The 18,389-nt window shown below is 60.9% G+C and carries 17 protein-coding genes; 12 read left to right on the top strand and 5 right to left on the bottom strand.

Annotated features, from left to right (window positions below; translation table 11 throughout):
- The first annotated feature begins 6 nt into the window (after nt 1-6).
- The 6 genes from mmsB to IE079_RS01115 all read left to right on the top strand — a co-directional run bounded on the left by mmsB (nt 7) and on the right by IE079_RS01115 (nt 5,928).
- Entirely contained in the window at nt 7-900 is an 894-nt protein-coding gene (gene mmsB, locus IE079_RS01140; protein ID WP_189571589.1) for a 3-hydroxyisobutyrate dehydrogenase, read from the top strand.
- The gene (locus tag IE079_RS01135) at nt 897-1,949 is read left to right on the top strand and encodes an enoyl-CoA hydratase/isomerase family protein (protein WP_189571585.1); all 1,053 of its coding nucleotides are present in this window, start codon (nt 897-899) and stop codon (nt 1,947-1,949) included. Before mmsB ends, IE079_RS01135 begins: the two co-directional genes overlap by 4 nt.
- Nucleotides 1,950-2,016: 67 nt before the next feature.
- Nucleotides 2,017-3,165 (top strand): acyl-CoA dehydrogenase family protein, encoded by a 1,149-nt coding sequence (locus IE079_RS01130; RefSeq protein ID WP_189571582.1) that lies wholly within the window; start codon nt 2,017-2,019, stop codon nt 3,163-3,165.
- Between the two features lie 209 nt (nt 3,166-3,374).
- A complete protein-coding gene (locus IE079_RS01125; RefSeq protein ID WP_189571580.1) occupies nt 3,375-4,190 on the top strand; it encodes an enoyl-CoA hydratase/isomerase family protein in 816 nt (271 codons plus the stop codon).
- A complete protein-coding gene (locus tag IE079_RS01120) occupies nt 4,187-5,074 on the top strand; it encodes an SDR family oxidoreductase (RefSeq protein WP_189571577.1) in 888 nt (295 codons plus the stop codon). The genes IE079_RS01125 and IE079_RS01120 overlap by 4 nt, the downstream gene beginning before the upstream one ends.
- A gap of 29 nt (nt 5,075-5,103) precedes the next feature.
- Entirely contained in the window at nt 5,104-5,928 is an 825-nt protein-coding gene (locus IE079_RS01115; protein ID WP_189571575.1) for a crotonase/enoyl-CoA hydratase family protein, read from the top strand.
- Nucleotides 5,929-6,041: 113 nt separating this feature from the next.
- Here IE079_RS01115 and IE079_RS01110 read toward each other — a convergent pair whose 3' ends face one another.
- From IE079_RS01110 to IE079_RS01090, 5 genes are all read right to left on the bottom strand, one after another.
- Nucleotides 6,042-7,214, bottom strand: a complete 1,173-nt coding sequence (locus IE079_RS01110; protein ID WP_265013619.1) for an acetyl-CoA C-acyltransferase — start codon at nt 7,212-7,214, stop codon at nt 6,042-6,044.
- Between the two features lie 11 nt (nt 7,215-7,225).
- A complete protein-coding gene (locus IE079_RS01105) occupies nt 7,226-7,744 on the bottom strand; it encodes a TRAP transporter small permease (protein ID WP_189571573.1) in 519 nt (172 codons plus the stop codon).
- A 10-nt stretch (nt 7,745-7,754) separates the two neighbouring features.
- A complete protein-coding gene (locus IE079_RS01100) occupies nt 7,755-9,068 on the bottom strand; it encodes a TRAP transporter large permease (RefSeq protein WP_189571571.1) in 1,314 nt (437 codons plus the stop codon).
- 76 nt (nt 9,069-9,144) lie between these two features.
- Nucleotides 9,145-10,242 (bottom strand): type 2 periplasmic-binding domain-containing protein, encoded by a 1,098-nt coding sequence (locus IE079_RS01095; protein WP_189571569.1) that lies wholly within the window; start codon nt 10,240-10,242, stop codon nt 9,145-9,147.
- 126 nt (nt 10,243-10,368) lie between these two features.
- A complete protein-coding gene (locus IE079_RS01090; protein ID WP_189571567.1) occupies nt 10,369-11,445 on the bottom strand; it encodes a phosphotransferase family protein in 1,077 nt (358 codons plus the stop codon).
- Between the two features lie 305 nt (nt 11,446-11,750).
- Here IE079_RS01090 and IE079_RS01085 point away from each other — a divergent pair, with 305 nt between their 5' ends.
- Genes IE079_RS01085 through IE079_RS01060 form a run of 6 tightly spaced genes read left to right on the top strand, consistent with a single transcriptional unit; the run spans nt 11,751 to nt 18,371 of the window.
- A complete protein-coding gene (locus tag IE079_RS01085; protein WP_189571564.1) occupies nt 11,751-12,563 on the top strand; it encodes an ABC transporter ATP-binding protein in 813 nt (270 codons plus the stop codon).
- Nucleotides 12,563-13,441, top strand: coding sequence for a branched-chain amino acid ABC transporter permease (locus IE079_RS01080; protein WP_189571561.1), 879 nt, complete (start codon nt 12,563-12,565; stop codon nt 13,439-13,441). Before IE079_RS01085 ends, IE079_RS01080 begins: the two co-directional genes overlap by 1 nt.
- Nucleotides 13,441-14,484, top strand: a complete 1,044-nt coding sequence (locus tag IE079_RS01075) for a branched-chain amino acid ABC transporter permease (protein WP_189571558.1) — start codon at nt 13,441-13,443, stop codon at nt 14,482-14,484. Before IE079_RS01080 ends, IE079_RS01075 begins: the two co-directional genes overlap by 1 nt.
- 59 nt (nt 14,485-14,543) lie before the next feature.
- Entirely contained in the window at nt 14,544-15,752 is a 1,209-nt protein-coding gene (locus IE079_RS01070) for an ABC transporter substrate-binding protein (protein ID WP_189571557.1), read from the top strand.
- Between the two features lie 7 nt (nt 15,753-15,759).
- The gene (locus tag IE079_RS01065; RefSeq protein WP_189571554.1) at nt 15,760-16,569 is read left to right on the top strand and encodes an ABC transporter ATP-binding protein; all 810 of its coding nucleotides are present in this window, start codon (nt 15,760-15,762) and stop codon (nt 16,567-16,569) included.
- On the top strand, nt 16,566-18,371 hold the full coding sequence (locus tag IE079_RS01060) for an AMP-dependent synthetase/ligase (RefSeq protein ID WP_189571552.1): 1,806 nt from the start codon (nt 16,566-16,568) through the stop codon (nt 18,369-18,371). Before IE079_RS01065 ends, IE079_RS01060 begins: the two co-directional genes overlap by 4 nt.
- Nucleotides 18,372-18,389: the final 18 nt, after the last annotated feature.

The following is an 18,389-nucleotide window of genomic DNA, read 5'->3' as shown; positions in this document are numbered from 1 at the left end:
TTCAATATGAAAATCGGATTCATCGGCCTGGGCAACATGGGCGCGCCCATGGCCAGCAACCTGCTGAAGGCAGGTCACGAACTGACGGTATTTGACCTGGTACAGAGTGTGGTCGACAAGGCGGCCTCCGAGGGTGCCACGGCAGCGGCAGATATTGCCACCGTGGCCCGTTGCGGTGCCGAACTGATCATCACCATGCTGCCGGCGGCCCGCCATGTGAAAGGGGTTTACCTGGAAGACGACGGACTACTGGCCCACGTCCCCAAAGGCGTTCACCTGGTCGATAGCTCCACCATCGACCCCATGACCGCCCGGGATGTGGCCGCGAAGGCGACGGCCCAGGGTAACCCCATGCTGGACGCGCCGGTGTCCGGGGGTACCGGCGGTGCCCAGGCGGGCACACTGACCTTTATGGTGGGTGGCGAGGATCAGGAGTTTGCCTTCGCCCGCCCGGTGCTGGAGACCATGGGCAAGAACATCGTCCACTGCGGCGGCGCCGGTAATGGCCAGGTGGCCAAGATGGCCAACAACATGCTGCTGGGTATCTCCATGATTGGTGCCGCCGAGGCCATGACCCTGGGCGTATCCATGGGTATGGACCCGGAAGTGCTGGCGGGGGTCATCAATACTTCCAGTGGTCGCTGCTGGAGCACCGACACCTACAACCCCTACCCGGGGGTGATCGAGACGGCCCCCTCCAACCGTGGCTATTCCGGTGGCTTCGGCATGGACCTGATGATCAAGGATCTGGGCCTGGCCACCGAAGCGGCGAAGGCCAGCGGCCAGCCGGTGGTGATGGGTGGTCTGGCCCAGCAGCTGTACCAGTCCATGAGTTTTGAAGGGCATGGCCACCTGGATTTCTCGGCCATCATCAAGCGCTATATGAAGGATGAGGAATGAGTGACAACCAGCCAGAAGTAATTGTCGAGGTCAGGGGCCGTTACGGGTACCTGATCCTGAACCGACCCAAGGGGCTGAACGCCCTGACCCTGGGCATGGTGCAGACGATTCACCGGCAACTGGATGACTGGGCCACAGACGGCGCCATTGATGCGGTGGTGTTCACGGGGGCTGGCGAGAAGGCCTTCTGTGCCGGCGGCGATATCCGGGCGCTGTACGACAGCTACCACTCCGGCGAGACCCTGCACCGGGTGTTCTTCGAGGAGGAGTATGCCCTCGACCAGGCGATCCACCAGTATCCCAAGCCGGTCATGGCACTGGTCAACGGCATCGTCATGGGCGGCGGCATGGGGGTCTTCCAGGGCGCCAGCCTTCGCATCGTCAGCGACCGGGCACGGCTGGCCATGCCGGAGACCGGCATCGGCTATTTTCCGGATGTGGGCGCGACGTATTTTCTCGGCCGGCTGCCTGGCCGGTTGGGGGAATACCTGTCGGTGACCGGCAGCCAGCTGAACGCGGCTGACGCCCTCTACGCCGGGCTGGCGGACCTCTATGTGCCGGACGAACACTTTGCCGCCATGGATGCGACCCTGGACAGCGTGGACGCCGCCAGCGATGACAGCCTGAAGGCCGGATTGTCCGCCGTTCTGGCTGACCCGGGGGAGTCGCGCCTGGCACGGCTCCAGCCGGTCATCAATGAGCATTTTTCCAAACCGACCCTACGGGAGGTGCGGGACTCCCTGCGCCAGGAGCAGCGGCCGGACTACGCCGACTGGGCGAAAGACACCCTCGCTGCCGTTGAAGGGCGCTCGCCCCTTGGCATGGCGGTGGCCCTGGAGCTGGTGCGCCGGGGCCGCGATCTTTCACTGGAGCAGGCGTTCGCCCTGGAGCTGGCTCTGGATTACCAGTGGTTTGATCACGGCGACATGGTCGAGGGGATCCGGGCGCTCATCGTGGACAAGGACAAGTCGCCGAACTGGCGGGTGGCCAGTATTGATGACCTGAGACCGGAACACGTTTCCGTCTTTTTCGACGAGGCAGGCGGCTAAGGGTTATGCCAGTGTCGGGCAATAACTGACCTTTCGGAATCGGACGAGCACAACAAGAGACACCGCCATGCAGGATATCGAGTTCAATGAAGACCAGCGGATGATCCGCGACATGGCCCGCCAGTTTGCCCAGAGCGAACTGGCCCCCAGGGCCGCGGGATGGGACAAATCCGGTTACATAGACGACGCCGTGATCCGGCAGATGGGCGAACTGGGCCTGTTGGGCATGGTGGTGCCGGAGGAGTGGGGCGGCAGTTTCGTGGATTATGTCGCTTACTGCCTCGCCGTGGAGGAAGTGGCAGCGGGCTGCTGCGCCACCAGCACCCTGATGAGCGTGCACAACTCCGTGGGCTGCTCGCCGGTGCTCAACTATGGCACCGAGGAACAGAAAGAACGCTGGCTGCCTTTCCTGGCCAGCGGCCAGACCATCGGCTGCTTCTGCCTGACGGAGCCCCAGGCCGGTTCCGAGGCCCATAACCTGAAGACCCGGGCCGAGCTGAAGGACGGTGAATGGGTACTCAACGGCGCCAAGCAATTCGTCACCAACGGCAAGCGTGCCGGCCTGGCAGTGGTGTTCGCGGTTACCGACCCGGACCAGGGCAAACGGGGGCTGTCTGCCTTTCTCGTGCCCACCGACAACCCCGGCTTCCGAGTGGACCGGATGGAGCACAAGCTGGGTATCCGTGGTTCCGACACTTGCGCCATCACCCTCGAGAACTGCCGCATACCCGAAGAGAACCTGCTGGGGCAGCGGGGCAAGGGCCTGAACATCGCCCTGTCCAACCTGGAAGGGGGCCGTATCGGCATTGCCGCTCAGGCGGTGGGCGTGGCCCGAGCTGCTTTCGAGGCGGCCCTGAAATACGCCCGCGAGCGGCAGCAGTTCGGCGTGCCGCTCACCGAGCATCAGAGCATAGCCAACATGCTGGCGGACATGCACACCCGCCTCAATGCGGCCCGCTTGCTGGTGGTTCACGCCGCCCGCCTGAAAACCGCCGGTCAGCCCTGCCTTTCCGAGGCCTCCCAGGCCAAGCTGTTTGCCAGCGAGCTGTCGGAGGAAGTCTGCTCCCACGCCATCCAGATCCACGGCGGCTACGGCTACCTGGAAGACTACGGCGTGGAGCGCCTGTACCGGGATGCCCGCATCACCCAGATCTACGAAGGGACCAGCGAGGTGCAGCGCCTGCTGATCGCCCGGGAGCTGAAGAACCTGCTCTGACCGGTGACCCGTCCGGTTGGCGATAGAACCGGAAGGGTCACCCATCGTCCTGCCTCATGGAAGAGGCACTTTTGTCACAAATTCTCTCCCGCCCTGCCGGTTCGTCCGTTCCGACGATGTGTGACCTTGCTTACCAAATGATCATGATATGAACACTCCATAAACTGGTGCGCGACCCGTTGCCGCGCCCGTTGGCGAGGAAGCCGTTTATGTCTGATCTGCCCCCATCCCTGAAGATCGAAGAGTCCGGCGGCGTGGCCCGCGTCACGCTGGCCCGGCCGGATGCCCTTAACGCCCTCGATCGCCCGCTGGTCCAGGCCCTGCGTCGCTATTTCAGTGAGCTCTACTACCGCCGCGATATCCGTGTTGTCGTCCTGGGCGCGGAGGGCCGGGCTTTCTGTGCCGGGCTGGATCTCAAGGAACAGGCGCAAACCCCCATCAACCCGAGGGTAGGCGGTGCCCTGGACGAGCAGCGGGCGGTACGGGACATTATGGTGGCCATGCGGCGTTGCCCCCAGCCCATTATCAGCATTGTTCAGGGCGCCGCCAGTGGCGGCGGCTTTGCCATCGCCCTTGCCAGCGATATTCGCCTGCTGACACCTGACGCCCGACTGAATGCGGCCTTCATCAAACTGGGGATCAGTGGCTGTGATGTGGGGGTGAGCTACTTCCTGCCGCGGATGGTGGGCAGCTCCGTGGCGGCTGAGTACCTGCTCACCGGTCGCTTCATGGACGCCGAACGGGCCCGGGAACTGGGGCTGACCAGCATGGTGGCACCGCTGGAGGAACTGGAAACACACGCCGAAGGACTGGTGGCCGACATGCTTCGGGCAACGCCTGTGGCCCTGAGGCTGACCAAGGAAGCCCTGGGCCTGGCCATTGATGCACAGAGTCTGGAGGCGGTGGTGGCACTGGAAGATCGCAATCAGATTCTGTGCATCCAGGACGATGACTTCCGGGAGGGTGTGAGCGCTTTCCTGGAGAAACGTGAACCCCGCTATGGGCCCGAAGGAGAACAATCATGAAAGCAGAAGAACTGATGTATCGCGAAGGGCTCCTGAACGGTGAGCGTATCCTGATAACCGGTGGCGGTACCGGCCTGGGCAAGGAAATGGCGGAAGCCTGCCTGATTCTCGGAGCCCATGTGTATATCTGTGGTCGCCGGGGCAGCGTGCTGGAAGAAACCGCCGAAGCGCTGACCTGGCGCCACGGCGGCAGGGTGACCCCCATTCCCTGTGATATCCGCAGCCCCGAGGCCATCGACGAGATGGTCCAGAAAATATGGGACGACGGCGGCGCCCTTACCGGTCTGATCAACAATGCCGCCGGCAACTTCGTCAGTCGTACCGAGGATCTATCCCACCGGGCCTTTGATGCGGTGGCCAATATCGTGTTCCGGGGCAGCTTTCTGGTCACCCAGAGCTGTGGCAAACGCTGGCTGGCGGAGGGCAAGCCGGCGTCGGTGGTGTCTATCGTCACCACCTGGGTCTGGAACGGGTCTCCGTTCGTGGTGCCCTCGGCCATGTCCAAGGCCGGGATTAATGCCATGACCCAGTCACTTGCGGTAGAGTGGGGCAACCGTGGTATCCGCCTCAACGCCATCGCACCGGGCCTGTTCCCCACCGAAGGCATGAGCAAGCGCCTGGGCCCGCTGGGGGAAATGGACCTGGGTGACAGCCCCATGGGACGCCCGGGCCGTCATCCGGAACTGGCCAATCTGGCGGTGTTCCTGCTGGGCCCGGGTGCCGAATACGTCAACGGTCAGACCATCGCCATCGATGGTGGCCAGTATCAGGCGGATGGCGGTAACTTCACCGCCCTGTCAGCCTGGGGCGACGACGAATGGCGGCGTGCCCGGGAGGCAATTTCCGCCATCAACAACCAGGACAAGGCCAAACGCTCCACCTGAGCGGGCCAGCTGTTATCGAGGAAGTCACTATGTCTGAAACCGTACAGGTCATCCGCACCGAACATGAAGGCGTGGTCGAGATCCGCCTGAACCGCCCCGACAAGATGAACGCGTTGGATACCGGCATGTTCAACAACCTGGCCAACGTCGGCGAAGAGCTCAAGAAAGACCCCACCCTGCGGGCGGTGGTGATCAGCGGTGAAGGCCGCTGCTTCTGTGCCGGCCTGGATATGGGGAATTTCTCGAAAATGGCCGAGGGTGGTGGTGCTGGTGTTAGCGGCAATGGCCTTGAGCCCCGCACCCACGGCGCTTCGAACCTGGCCCAGTACGTGGCCATGGTGTGGCGGGAAGTGCCGGTGCCGGTCATTGCCGCCGTGCATGGGGTCTGCTTTGGTGGCGGGCTGCAGGTGGCCCTGGGCGCGGACATCCGCTATGCCACGCCGGACTCCCAGTGGGCGGTGATGGAAGTGAAATGGGGCCTGGTGCCCGACATGGGTGGCATGGTGCTGCTGAACGAACTGGTCCGCCCGGACGTGTTCCGGGAGCTGTGCTACACCGGCCGCATCCTCACCGGCCAGGAAGCATGCGATCTGGGCCTTGCCACCCATGTTGGCGGCAACCCCCGGGAAGAAGCCCTGGCCATGGCCCATACCATCGCCGGCAAGAGCCCCGACGCCATCCGCGCCATGAAACGCATGCTCAACAGCGCCATCACCTCGAAGGAGCACGCCGCCCGCATCCTGCTGGAGGAGTCCCGGGAGCAGGACCGCATCATCGGCAGCGCCAACCAGGTTGAGGCGGTGTACGCGAATCTGGAGAAGCGGGCTCCGGCGTTTGTGAATCCCGAGGTGTGAGGCTATTGGTAGCCCCTCGCCCTTGAGGGGGGAGGGGATATAGACCTGTAATCCGGCGTAAGCCCCGTTGCCCTCTGGAAAACGAGTCAGGCCCTGTCTGGCTTCCCGGAATACTACAGCCGTTCCAATGCAATCGCCGTTGCCTCGCCCCCGCCAATGCACAGTGACGCCACACCGCGCTTCAGGTCGTAGGTCTGCATGGCGCCCAGCAGTGTCACGATAATCCGTGCGCCAGAGGCACCCAGGGGGTGGCCCAGGGCGCAGGCGCCGCCGTGGACATTGACCTTGTCGTGGGCAATGTCCAGTTCCTTCATGGCGGCCAGGGGCACCACGGCGAAGGCCTCGTTGATTTCGAACAGATCTACATCCGACACCGCCCAGCCGGTTTTTTCCATCAGACCCTGAATGGCGCCCACGGGCGCGGTGGTGAACCATTTCGGCGCCCGGGCATGACTGCTGTGGCCACGAATGGCGGCCAGGGGCGTGAGGCCCCGCTTTTCCGCCTCTGACTGGCGCATCAGCACCAGCGCTGCCCCCCCATCGGAGATGGAAGACGCATTGGCGGGGGTCACGGTACCATCCTTGCGGAAGGCCGGTTTCAGGGATGGAATCTTGTCGGGTCGAGCTTTGCCCGGCTGTTCGTCCACGTCCACCATGCCGCGGCCGGTGTCCACGGGGGTTATCTCGTTGCGGAAATGGCCCTTTTCGATGGCTTTCAGGGCCCGGTCCAGGGAGGCCAGAGCGTAGTCATCCTGCTGCTCCCGGGTGAAGCGATAGTGATCGGCGCAGGCCTCGGCGAAGGTACCCATCAGCCGACCCTTTTCGTAGGCATCCTCCAGGCCATCGAAGAACATGTGGTCCAGCATCTCGGCATGGCCCAGGCGGGCGCCGTTGCGCATCTTGGGGACCAGATACGGCGCGTTGGTCATGCTCTCCATGCCGCCGGCGGCGATGATATCGGCGCTGCCGACGGTGATCAGATCATGAGCGAGCATCGTCGCCTTCATGCCGGAGCCGCATACCTTGCTGATGGTGGTGCAGGGGGTTGAGAGGTCCAGCCCGGCACCCAGCGCCGCCTGCCGTGCGGGAGCCTGGCCCAGGCCGGCGGGTAGCACATTGCCCATCATCACTTCGCTGACGTCAGAGCCCCCCAGGCTTGACCGCTGCAGCGCCGCCCTGAGAGCAGACGCCCCAAGGTCGGTTCCGGACAGGGCCTTCAGATCGCCCTGGAAACCACCCATGGGGGTGCGGGCCATGCTCGTAATAACAATCGGGTCGTTTGTCACGGTATTTTCCTTCAATCTTCAGTGTTCGGCTTCGATATATTACGCCCTGTGGCGGTGATCCAGAACAGCCGGAACATCTCCAGCAGCATAAGACCGAACGCCAGGGGCACCATCAGTATCACCGGCCAGATCGGCCAGTGGGTTGAACTGATCTGGAACTGTCGGCCACTCTCGACCGAGCTCCAGGCGTATTCGGTGACATACCACATGACTATCACGAATATGACGATTTCCACCAGCAGCACCAGTGACGCCATAATGCGGTAGAGCATAGGCGGGAGCCGGGTCTGCAGCATGTCGAATTTTGGAAACATGCCGTCCCGATGGGCCAGGGGTATGGCCCAGAACACCAGCAGCGGGAAGGCCACCCGTTCGATCAGGTTATAGCCCCCCGGTATCAGGTCCATCTCGAATACATATCGCCCGAGAACGCTCAGTACCGTCATGATCATGATGGCGAACAGACAGAACCCTGCGCCTACGGAGGCCAGTCCACCTTCAATTTGCCCAAGTCTTTGCCAGAATCCCATGGTTTTCTCCTTAGCGCATCTGACCGGGTAGCCAGGTCACGACGGATGGGAATGCCAGCAACAGGCCGGTAACAATGATACCCGCCGCCAGCGCAAATATGGTGGCGCCACGGAATACCTGCGACGCCGGATGCCCGGCAGCGCTGGCGGCGGCGAAGCTGGCCAGTCCGACAGGCGGGGTCAGCAGGCCCAGGGCAATCATGGTAGAGGCACTGACCCCAAACCACAGCAGGTCAATACCCGCTGCCTCCAGCACGGGAAGGATAATGGGTACCAGCAACACGATCACGGCGGCGGACTCCAGAAACATGCCGGCCAGGAAAAAGACTGCCAACAGGATGACGGCCACCAGTCCGGGGTTGGACATCAGCGGGTCCATGACGGCTATCAGCTCATTGGGCAGTCGTGAAAAGGTCAGGAAGCGGGCGAAGATCTTGGCCCCGATCACCAGCATCATCAGGGCTGCGGTGATTTTCACGGACTCCGACAATGCCCGGAGAATATCCTGATGTCCCACGCGCCGCATGAGCAGCATGCCGGTCATGGCGGTGAAGGCCCCGATGGCGCCGGCTTCGGCAACGGTAATGATGCCCCCGTAGATACCGCCAAATACCACCACCATCAGGGTGACCACAAACAGAAAGGCGTTCCGGCTTTTACGGCGACTGTCGGCTGCTTCCGGTTCATCCGGTACGGTGCCGTCGGCGTCGGCCTCCTTGCGGATTTCACCAAAGACTTTCAGGCAGACCACATAGATGGTGATGCACAGTAAAGCGGGACCGATGGCACCGATGAACAGGTGCCCGATGGGAACGGAGGTCAGTGAACCGTAGATGATCATGATCAGGCTGGGTGGCACGATGGCCGACAGTGACCCCGCCACGGCAGCAATACTCAGGGAGAACCGGCGGGTATAGCCCACCTTCTCAAGTTCCGGCGAGGCCACGGAAGCCAGAGAGGCGGAGCTGGCGGCACCCGAGCCGGATACCGCCCCGAGCAGCGAGCCGGTCACAATGGTGGCTATGCCGAGGGGAAAGCGCCGGTAGCCACTCATGCGATGGCCCACCTGGAACAGATCATTGATGATGCCCCCCCGGAGCAGCATCTGAGCCATCAGCAGGTACAGGGGGACAATCGACAGAGAATAGATCGAGGCGGTGTAAAAGGTGTCCGGGCCGATGATGCCACCCAGTGGCCCGATACCGATATAGAGGGCGATACCGATGATGCCGGCGCCGAAAAGAACGGTGGCCACATTCTGGCCCAGCGCGAGGAATACGGCGAACCAGGCGAGGACGATCCAGATAACAGTCGTTGCAGACACGGCGGGTTACCTACAAGGTTGGAAGGAGAGAAAGAGCGGTGATGGTCGTCACACCATCACCGCTCGCTGATGGACCTCAGTTGAGCTCGAGGTACTCGGCCGCACCTTCCGGGATCTGTCCACCACGCTCCATGATTAGCTCGGCCCATTGTTGGGCTGCTGCTCTGGCCGGGTGGCCATTATCTTCAAGCTGCTCGATCCAGCGGATCCAGGTCTGACTGGCCGCCTCTGACATGTGCGCCTGCATGTCTTCAGAAAGATCTTCGATCTGGACGAAGGTGATACCGTCTGCGCTGGTCTCCTCACGTACCGTTACTTCCCGCTTGTCGATGTAACGGGCATTGGCCATCGCTGTTTCCCGGGCAATGCGGTCCCAGGTCTCACGCTGCTCCTCGGTGAGTCCCTGCCAGGTTTCCTCGGTCATGGAGAGGTAACTTTCCCAGTGCCCCATGGAAATCCCGGTGATGGCGTATTCGAGAAGCTCTTCAAAGGAGTAGGAGGGCCAGTCCGCGACCGACAGGATAGTGCCTTCCACGGTATTGCGTGAGAGAGCTTCATAGGAGGCGGCACTGGTCATGGTAACCGGTGTCGCGCCCAGCTCTTCCAGCAGGATGGTGTGCAGAGGGGAGCCTGCACGGATGGGAAGCCCCATGATGTCGGAAGGTTCTTTCAGTTCGATACCGGTGGTTGCCAGCGAGTAGGCGGAAGTGGCGCCGACAGGCCAACCACGGATGCCCTTCTCACCCAGCTCATAGTCGTAGAAGGTCTTGCCATCCTTCAGCTCCTGATCGGAGTCCATCAGTTCCAGCAGTGCATCGGTGACCAGTTCCGAAGTGGTTTCCAGGGTTGGCAGTTGCGTCACGTCGGATAACGGGAAACGGCCTTCGTGGTAGGGGGCCAGCAGCGGCGCGGCTACGTGAATAATGCCGTCTCGAAGACCATCCAACTCCTGGCCGGGGGTAACCAGGGACCCGGAATAGTAGGCTTCGAAGTCAATGCCGATATCGGCTGCCTCGATGGCTTCTATAAAGGGGTCCATGTGTTCCCCGGCCCAGAAGTGTTGCTGTCCGATGCCGGATGAAATGCGCATGGTTTCGGCGGCGGCTGTTCCGGTAAACCCGATCGAGCCTGCCAACAGACTTGCGGCGGTCAGTTTTAAAAAGTTGCTCTTCATTACGATTCTCCCGTGGCCATGAAGAGGGCCACCTGCAGTTGCGTGTTGTATTTGTTGTGTGCGGCTTCCGTGCTTCCCCGGCAGTTCGGGTCGGGGGCAGGTTACTCCTATAAACCGGATGTAGCGTCAGTTCGACAGGCGTTTTCCGGACAGCAACTCCGCACCCCGGCGCCCGAGGGCAACCGCGAGCGCGCCGACCTTTGCAGCATTCTCCGAAGCGGCATTGCCAGACTCGGCGCGCTTGGCGATACCCTGAAAAATAACCGCCCAGCGGAACAGGGCGAAGGCGTGGTGGAAGGTGGTCAGGCCGTCACTGAAACCGGCCGCTTCCAGGTAGGTGTCCTCGAATTGCTGGCGCTCCGGAATGCCCAGAGCCTTGAGATCGGCACCCATCAGTCCACCGTATTCTTCCGGGGTGATGTGCCACATGGCGGTGGCATGGGCCAGGTCGGCCAGAGGGTGCCCCAGGGTGGACAGCTCCCAGTCCAGCACGCCCACGATGTGGGGTTCTGTCGGGTGCAGCATCAGGTTGCCGATGCGGTAGTCGCCGTGCACCAGAGTGGAGGTTTCGTCGCCGTCATCGTTTTCCTTCAGCCAATTGGCGAGCTGGTCGATCTCTGGAATCTCCCGGGTTTTAGACAGCTCCCACTGTTTGGTCCAGCGATGGATCTGTCGACTGAAGAAGGGACCCTTGCGGCCGTAGTCCTCAAGCCCTTTTTCAGCGATATTCACACGGTGAAGATTGGCCAGAACCCGGGCCTTGTGGTCATAGATGGCGAATCGTGCGTCGGGGGTGTGGTCCGGCAGAGTGCTTTCATGAAAAACCTGACCATGCAGTCGCTCCATCAGGTAGAAGGGGGCGCCGAGCAAGCTCTTGTCTTCCTCCAGTCGCACCATGTCCGGCACTGGCACCCCGGAGCCAGCCAGGGCATCCATGATGCGGTATTCCCGGTCCACCCGGTGGGCACCGGGCAGTAGTTCGCCGTTGGGTGCCTTGCGCAGCACCAGTTCCCGGTCATCGATGGTCACGAAGTAGGTGGGGTTGGACTGGCCACCGGAGATTGGGTCGATGGACAGGTCTCCGGCGTCAATGGATGCCGAGAGCTCAGGAAGGTGTTTTCTGAGGTAGCTGAGAAGTGCCTCCGGATCAAAGTCTGTCTGACTTGCGCGCTTTGATGTCGGCTGTTGCCCGTTGGTGCTCATTGGTAAGGCCTTTCGGGGCGGATAACCAAAGAGGATCGCCCGCTGGTTTGTTGATTATCAGGAGTGAGTCTAGACGATATGCCAGGGTTGGCCGCCCAAGTATCGTCGCAACAGACGATTTTCTGCCATGAGGAGGATTGATCCGGGTGTTCGAATCAATATCGTCGGAATGGACGATTTCTTCGCTGAATCGCCCCCGCAATCTATTCAAAAGATAAAAACAACAACCAATGAGCCGCTTCTGGTAATGATCCGCCCGGCGGGGACAGCTGGAATGTGGAAGCGGGTCAGTACATGGAGGCGTTGTGAGCATACTGGAAATCAGCCAGCTGTCGCTATCCTTCGGTGGTGTGCATGCGCTGCAGGATGTCAGCTTTCAGGTGCCCCGGGACACTATCACCACAGTGATTGGTCCCAATGGTGCGGGCAAGACCTCACTATTCAACTGTATCTCCGGCTTTTATAAGCCACAGGAGGGTGAAATCCGCTATCAGGGCCAGCCCCTGAAGGGCGTCAAACCCCCGAAGCGGGCTGCCATGGGGCTCGCTCGTACCTTCCAGAATATTGCCTTGTTCCGGGGCATGACGGTGTTGGACAATATCAAGCTCGGTGCCCACGTGCACATGAAGACCGGTCTGCTGAGCTCACTGGCCTATTTTGGCCGCGCTCGCCGGGAGGAAATGGAGATTCGCGAGGAGGTGGAGCGCCGGATCATCGACTTCCTCGAGATTGATCATATCCGTCGTCACCCGGTAGCGAGCCTGCCCTATGGCCTGCAGAAGCGGGTCGAGTTAGCCCGGGCCCTGGCCATGCGCCCCAAAGTGCTGATGCTCGATGAGCCCGTGGCAGGTATGAATCGGGAAGAGAAAGAGGACATGGCCCGGTTCATTCTGGATATCCGTGAAGAATGGGATATCACGGTGCTGATGGTGGAACACGACATGGGCATGGTGATGGATATCTCCGATCATATTGCCGTGCTCAACTTCGGTCAGGTGATCGCCGAGGGCGAACCGGAAGATGTTCAGCAGAACCCCGAAGTCATCAAGGCCTACCTTGGCAACAGCGATATCGACAGCCTCCGGAAACGGCTCAATCCGGATCGGGAGGCGGCCTGATGGACTGGCTGTTTTTTGGTGAAATCAGCCTGGCGGGGCTGGCCATGGGCGGTCTCTATGCCCTGATTGCCCTGGGTTTCGTCATCATCTACAAGGCCACCCGGGTGATCAACTTCGCCATCGGCGAAATCATGATGTTTGCGGCTTATCTCTTTCTGGCCTTTGCCGGCGGCATGGAAATGTCACCCTGGGTAGCGGTGCCGCTGGCGGTGCTTGGCGGCGCCCTGCTCGGGGGTGTCATCGAGAAAACCATGATTCGGCCCATGCTGGGGGAGTCACCCATTTCCGTGGTTATGGTAACCATCGGCATCGCCAGTATCCTGGTGGGGCTGGTGGAAATGATCTGGACGTCCAACCCACAACTACTGCCATCCTTTCTTCCTCGTGAGCCGGTGTTTATCGGGCCCATGTATCTCGCTCCCAAGATTGCCTATGGCTTCTTGATAGGAATGTCCGTGCTGGTCCTTTACCTGCTGTATTTCCGGTTTTCCCGGGGCGGGGTGGCACTGCGGGCCACGGCGTCGGATCAGGCGGCGGCCTACTCCATGGGCATCAATGTTCGCCGGGTATTCAACCTGGCCTGGGTATTTGGCTCCCTGGCCGCGTCCGTGGCCGGCATCCTGGTGGCAGCCACCGGTGGCCTCAGTCCCCAGTTCGGCATCATCGGCCTGAGTGTGCTGGTGGTGGTCATCGTCGGTGGGCTGGACAGCATCCTCGGTGCACTGATCGCCGGGGTGTTTATCGGCTGGCTGGAAACCGTTGCCGGAGCCTACCTGGGTGGGGAATATCGCATGCCAGCAACCTTTGCGGTGCTGGCAGTGATCCTGGTTTTGAAACCCTACGGTCTCTTCGGTACTCACGAGATAGAGAGGGTCTGATGCGCATCGGCGACGCCAAACAGACGTACCTGGCTGATGAGGCCATCTGGACCAGCAACACCCAGAAAATCTGGTTTGCTCTGCTGCTGGCCGCACTGCTGGCCTTTCCGTTTATGGCCAGCTCCTACCTGCTTTACCTGGGGTGCCTGGTGGGCATAGCGGTAATCAGTGCCACCGGCCTGAACATCCTGACCGGCTACACCGGGCTGATCTCCCTCGGCCAGGCAGGTTTTATGGGGGTGGGTGCCTATACCGTGGCCTGGCTGTCCAACAATACCGCCTTGCCATTCCCGGTGACTCTGCTGGCGGCAGGATTGTTGGCGGCTGCGGTGGGGATTCTGGTGGGCCTGCCATCCTTGCGAGTAAAGGGACTTTACCTGGCCATCGCCACGTTGGCGGCCAGTGTGTTCCTGCACTTCATTTTTGCCGAATGGGAGCCAGTGACCGGTGGCATGGAAGGCCAGAGCCTGCAGCCTGCCCACCTGCTTGGTCTGGAGTTCCGCAGTGACTTTGCCATGTACTTCATCATCCTGCCGCTGGCAGTTCTTGCGTTGCTGGCAGCAAAAAACCTGTTTCGGACCCGCGTCGGTCGTGCCTTTATCGCCATTCGTGACCGTGACATTTCGGCAGAAATCCTGGGCATCCCCCTGCTGAAGTACAAGCTGATGTCCTTTGCCCTGAGTTCGTTCTATGCGGGGGTTGCCGGTGGCCTGTTCGCCTATTTCTACCGGGTGGTAACGCCGGAGAGCTTCCCGCTGTCCATGTCCATTTTCTACCTGGCGGCAGTGATCGTCGGGGGCATGGGCAACCTTTTGGGGGGAATTCTGGGCGCAGCTTTCATGACCCTGGTGCCGGAAGCACTGAAACTGCTGACGGCGGTGATGACGCCTATTTGGCCCAATGCACCGGTGTTCATGTCGCCGATGCTGGAGATTATTTTCGGTGCCCTGATCGTGGGCTTCCTGATTTTCGAGCCCCACGGGCTGGCGGAGATCTGGCGCCGCATACGCCGATTCTTCCACCTGTGGCCATTCCGTAGCTGAAAACGCTACGGTCAAAACAGACCTGACCACACCAACAACAAGAAGCAAGGAGAAGACCCATGTTCAACCAAGTGATGCGAAAGGGTCGCCGGCTGGCCGGTATCGGCAGCGTGGTAGCCGCCCTGGGGCTGGCAGCACCGGTTCTGGCCCAGGACAAGGAACCGATCGTATTTGGCGGTTCAATCCCTCTCTCCGGAGTGTTTGCCTTTGCCGGTATCCACATTCACGCAGGCCTGACGGACTACACCGACTGGATCAACAGCCAGGGCGGCATCAACGGTCATCCGGTGGAGTACGTCATGGAAGACACCGCGTACGAGGTGGACCGATCCGTGGCCGCCTTCAAGAAAATCTCCGGTAACGATAACCTGGCCACCTATTACGGCGACAGCACCGGGTTCATGAAAGCTATCGCCTCCGAAGTCAACGAGATGAACTCCGTGCTCATGAGTGGCGCGTCCTTTGCGACCGCGCTGACCGACAATGAGCAATACCCCTATCAGTTCATTCCCGGGCCCAACTACAGTCAGATGTTCGGCATCATCCTCGAATATATCGCCAGCCAGGGTGAAGGTGGCGACATGCCTACGGTGGCTTTCGTCTACAGTGATACCGAGTTTGGCAAGGATCCCATCGAAAACGGCAAGGCCCGTGCGGCGGAACTGGGTATCGAGGTGGTCGAGGAAATTGTCACCAAGCCCGGCAGCGTGGATGTCTCCGCCGAAGTGCTGAAAATGCGCAGGGCCCGTCCTGATTACATCGTTTTCCATGGATATATCCTGTCTCCGATCAACGAATTCATGGTTCAGATGCGCCAGATGGGGCTGGACACCCAGTTCATGGGCACCTTCTGGTCCTCCGACAAGTTGATCATCGACAAGATGGGTGAGGATGCCGATGGCTACATGGGCGTCATGCCCTATAACTACTACGACAGTGAGGAAGGCGGACCCATGCTGGACGCACTGCGGACCCAGGCGGAACAGAGCGATCCCGAAGCGGGCTACCGTCCTACCGGTTACATGCAGGGCTGGTTCAACGCCATGGTCTGGACCGAGGTGGTCAAGCGTACTCTGGACGCAGGCAAGGAGCTGACCGGTGACAATATGGCCGAGGCTCTGGCTTCTATCGAGGACTGGGACACCGGAGGCATTATCGGGGTTCCCGTAACCGTGAAGAACATGTCCTTCCCGGTCGGCCGTATCTGGCGGGTAAACGCGAAGGAAGGTCGTTACGAGCCGGTATCTGACTGGATTCACCTCGACTGAGGGCATTATGGACGCCGTTCTGGAAGTCGATAACATCGAAGTTGTCTATAACAAGACAGTGCAGGTCCTCCGGGGCCTGTCCCTGAGCGTTCCCCACGGTGCCATTGTGGCACTGCTGGGGTCCAACGGAGCCGGCAAGTCTACCACCCTCAAAAGCGTCTCTGGTCTGCTGTCCCTTGAGGATGGCGAACTTACGGCTGGCGATATCCGCTTCAATGGCGAGAGCCTGAAGAACCGCCCACCGGAAAAAATGGTGCGGGATGGGCTGTTTCACGTCATGGAAGGCCGTCGGGTATTCGAAGACCTGACCGTAGAGGAAAACCTTGTCGCCGCGACCTACGCCCTGACCGGTCGGGGGCAGTCCCGTACTCAGGGTTATGAACTGGTTTACGACTACTTCCCACGTCTGCGGGAACGCCGTCGTCAGCTGGCCGGCTACCTGTCCGGCGGCGAGCAGCAGATGCTGGCCCTGGGGCGGGCGCTGATTGCCCGGCCGGAACTGATCATGCTGGATGAGCCTTCACTTGGGCTGGCCCCCTTGCTGGTGGAGGAAATCTTCGAAATTGTTGCCCGTATCAACCGTGAGCAGGGCACGGCGATCCTGCTGGTTGAACAGAATGCCGCCGTGTCCCTGGCCCTTGCGTCCTATGGCTATATCATGGAAAACGGCAAGATTGTGATTGACGGACCGGCGGATAAACTCACCTCCAACGAGGATGTACGGGAGTTCTACCTTGGCGTCGGTGCCAAGGGGGAAGAAGCCCGCAGTTACCGGGACATCAAGCATTACAAGCGCCGCAAACGGTGGCTTTCATGACAGCGCCTGCACTACCTGAACTGACCCTGCCGCAGATGCTGCGGGAGCATGCCCGCCAGCGGCCCGGTGACCTGGCCCTGCGCCAGAAGGACTTTGGCATCTGGCAGGCCATTGACTGGCAGACCTACTATCGCCGGGCCTGGCAGTTCGGCCTGGGGCTGAAGGCCCTGGGGCTGGAACCCGGCGGCCATGTGGCCATTATTTCCGAAAATCGTGAGGAATGGGTGATCGCCCAGATGGGGATCGGCCTGGTGCGGGGAATCTGTGTCGGGGTATACCCCACCAGCCCCTGGAATGAAGTGGCCTACGTGCTGGAGCACAGCGACACTACCATGGTCATCTGCGAGGACCAGGAACAGACGGACAAAATTCTGGAAGCCTGGCCCCAGCTGCCTTATCTGCGACACAACATCGTCATCGACATGAAGGGGTTGCGCCACTATCCGGACCCGCCCACCCCTTTCGGGGAAGTGGAGGCCATGGGTGCCGCCCATGAGCGGGCACACCCCGGGATTGTGGACCAGCTGCTGGATGAGCAGTCCATGGATGAAACCGCTCTGATGATCTATACCTCAGGCTCTACCGGCCGCCCCAAGGGGGCAATGATTTCCTGGCGGAATCTGTACGCGGCAGCGCCCGGGCTGATCGAACTTCTGGATATCGGCGAGCATGATACCAGCCTGTCCTATCTGCCCCTGTGTCATGTGGCGGAGCAGGCGTTCACCAATATCGGGCCGCTGTATGTTGGCAGTACAGTCAGTTTCGGGGAGAGCCTGCGCACGGTGCAGGAAGATCTGCGTGAAATCGCGCCAACGTTTTTCCTTGGGGTGCCTCGAATCTGGGAGAAGTTGCATTCCTCAATCTACATCAAGATCCAGGAAACCGGTCGCCTGCGTCGGTCCCTGTTCAACCGGGCCATGGCGGCCTGCGCGCCCCTGGCCACCAAACCGAAGTCGCAGTGGAGCCTGTCAGACAAGGCCCGCTATGGCCTTTGGTACTGGTTGGTGTTCCGGGCCCTGCAGAACTACGTGGGACTGCGACGCTGTCACATCGCCATGACCGGTGCCGCACCCATATCTTCCGGTATCCTCGAGTTCTTCCGCACCATCGGTGTGCCGCTGGTGGAAGTCTACGGCCAGACTGAAAGCACCGGTGTCGCCACAGCCCAGCCACCGCGCGATATCCAGCTGGGCACGGTGGGCAAGGCCGTGAGAGGCGTAGAGGTAAAACTCGGTGACTACAATGAGATCCTGTTACGGGGCAACAGCATGTTCCCGGGCTACTACAAGAACGACGAGGCCACCGCCAAAACCCTGAGGGACGGCTGGCTCCATACCGGCGACGTCGGGGAATGGCAAGGTGAGCACCTGCGCATCGTGGACCGCCTGAAGGACATAATGATCACCGCCGGCGGCAAGAACCTCTCGCCCACGGAGATTGAGAACACCATCAAGGCCAGTCCTTACATCAAGGAATGCATCGTTATTGGTGAAGCCCGCAAGTTCATCAGCGCCCTAATCCAGATCGATTTCGAGACCGTCGCAAAGTGGGCAGAGCAGGAGCGGGTGGCCTACACCACCTTCCGTAGCCTGGCGGAACATGAACAGGTCAACGCGCTGATTCAGGAAGAGGTTGACAGAGGCAACGACCAGTTACCCCAGGTTGCCCAGGTCAAGCGCTTCAGCCTGCTCACCAAGGAACTGGACCACGACGATGACGAGGTAACGGCCACCATGAAGGTGCGGCGGAGCAAGATCTACGAGAAGTATACGGAGGTCATCGAATCTCTCTACGCAGGTTGAGAGATCGCGGGGTCTGAC

It is taken from the genome of Marinobacter zhanjiangensis (assembly GCF_014651935.1).
Lineage (GTDB): Bacteria > Pseudomonadota > Gammaproteobacteria > Pseudomonadales > Oleiphilaceae > Marinobacter > Marinobacter zhanjiangensis.
The sequence above is the reverse complement of the archived record's forward strand: the minus strand, read 5'-3'. Positions and strand labels throughout refer to the sequence as shown.

Coding starts and splice junctions, on each gene's coding strand:
- mmsB (WP_189571589.1), top strand. CDS start 7: ATGAAAATCGGATTCATCGGCCTGGGCAACATGGGCGCGCCCATGGCC.
- IE079_RS01135 (WP_189571585.1), top strand. CDS start 897: ATGAGTGACAACCAGCCAGAAGTAATTGTCGAGGTCAGGGGCCGTTAC.
- IE079_RS01130 (WP_189571582.1), top strand. CDS start 2,017: ATGCAGGATATCGAGTTCAATGAAGACCAGCGGATGATCCGCGACATG.
- IE079_RS01125 (WP_189571580.1), top strand. CDS start 3,375: ATGTCTGATCTGCCCCCATCCCTGAAGATCGAAGAGTCCGGCGGCGTG.
- IE079_RS01120 (WP_189571577.1), top strand. CDS start 4,187: ATGAAAGCAGAAGAACTGATGTATCGCGAAGGGCTCCTGAACGGTGAG.
- IE079_RS01115 (WP_189571575.1), top strand. CDS start 5,104: ATGTCTGAAACCGTACAGGTCATCCGCACCGAACATGAAGGCGTGGTC.
- IE079_RS01105 (WP_189571573.1), bottom strand. CDS start 7,744: ATGGGATTCTGGCAAAGACTTGGGCAAATTGAAGGTGGACTGGCCTCC.
- IE079_RS01095 (WP_189571569.1), bottom strand. CDS start 10,242: ATGAAGAGCAACTTTTTAAAACTGACCGCCGCAAGTCTGTTGGCAGGC.
- IE079_RS01090 (WP_189571567.1), bottom strand. CDS start 11,445: ATGAGCACCAACGGGCAACAGCCGACATCAAAGCGCGCAAGTCAGACA.
- IE079_RS01080 (WP_189571561.1), top strand. CDS start 12,563: ATGGACTGGCTGTTTTTTGGTGAAATCAGCCTGGCGGGGCTGGCCATG.
- IE079_RS01075 (WP_189571558.1), top strand. CDS start 13,441: ATGCGCATCGGCGACGCCAAACAGACGTACCTGGCTGATGAGGCCATC.
- IE079_RS01070 (WP_189571557.1), top strand. CDS start 14,544: ATGTTCAACCAAGTGATGCGAAAGGGTCGCCGGCTGGCCGGTATCGGC.
- IE079_RS01065 (WP_189571554.1), top strand. CDS start 15,760: ATGGACGCCGTTCTGGAAGTCGATAACATCGAAGTTGTCTATAACAAG.
- IE079_RS01060 (WP_189571552.1), top strand. CDS start 16,566: ATGACAGCGCCTGCACTACCTGAACTGACCCTGCCGCAGATGCTGCGG.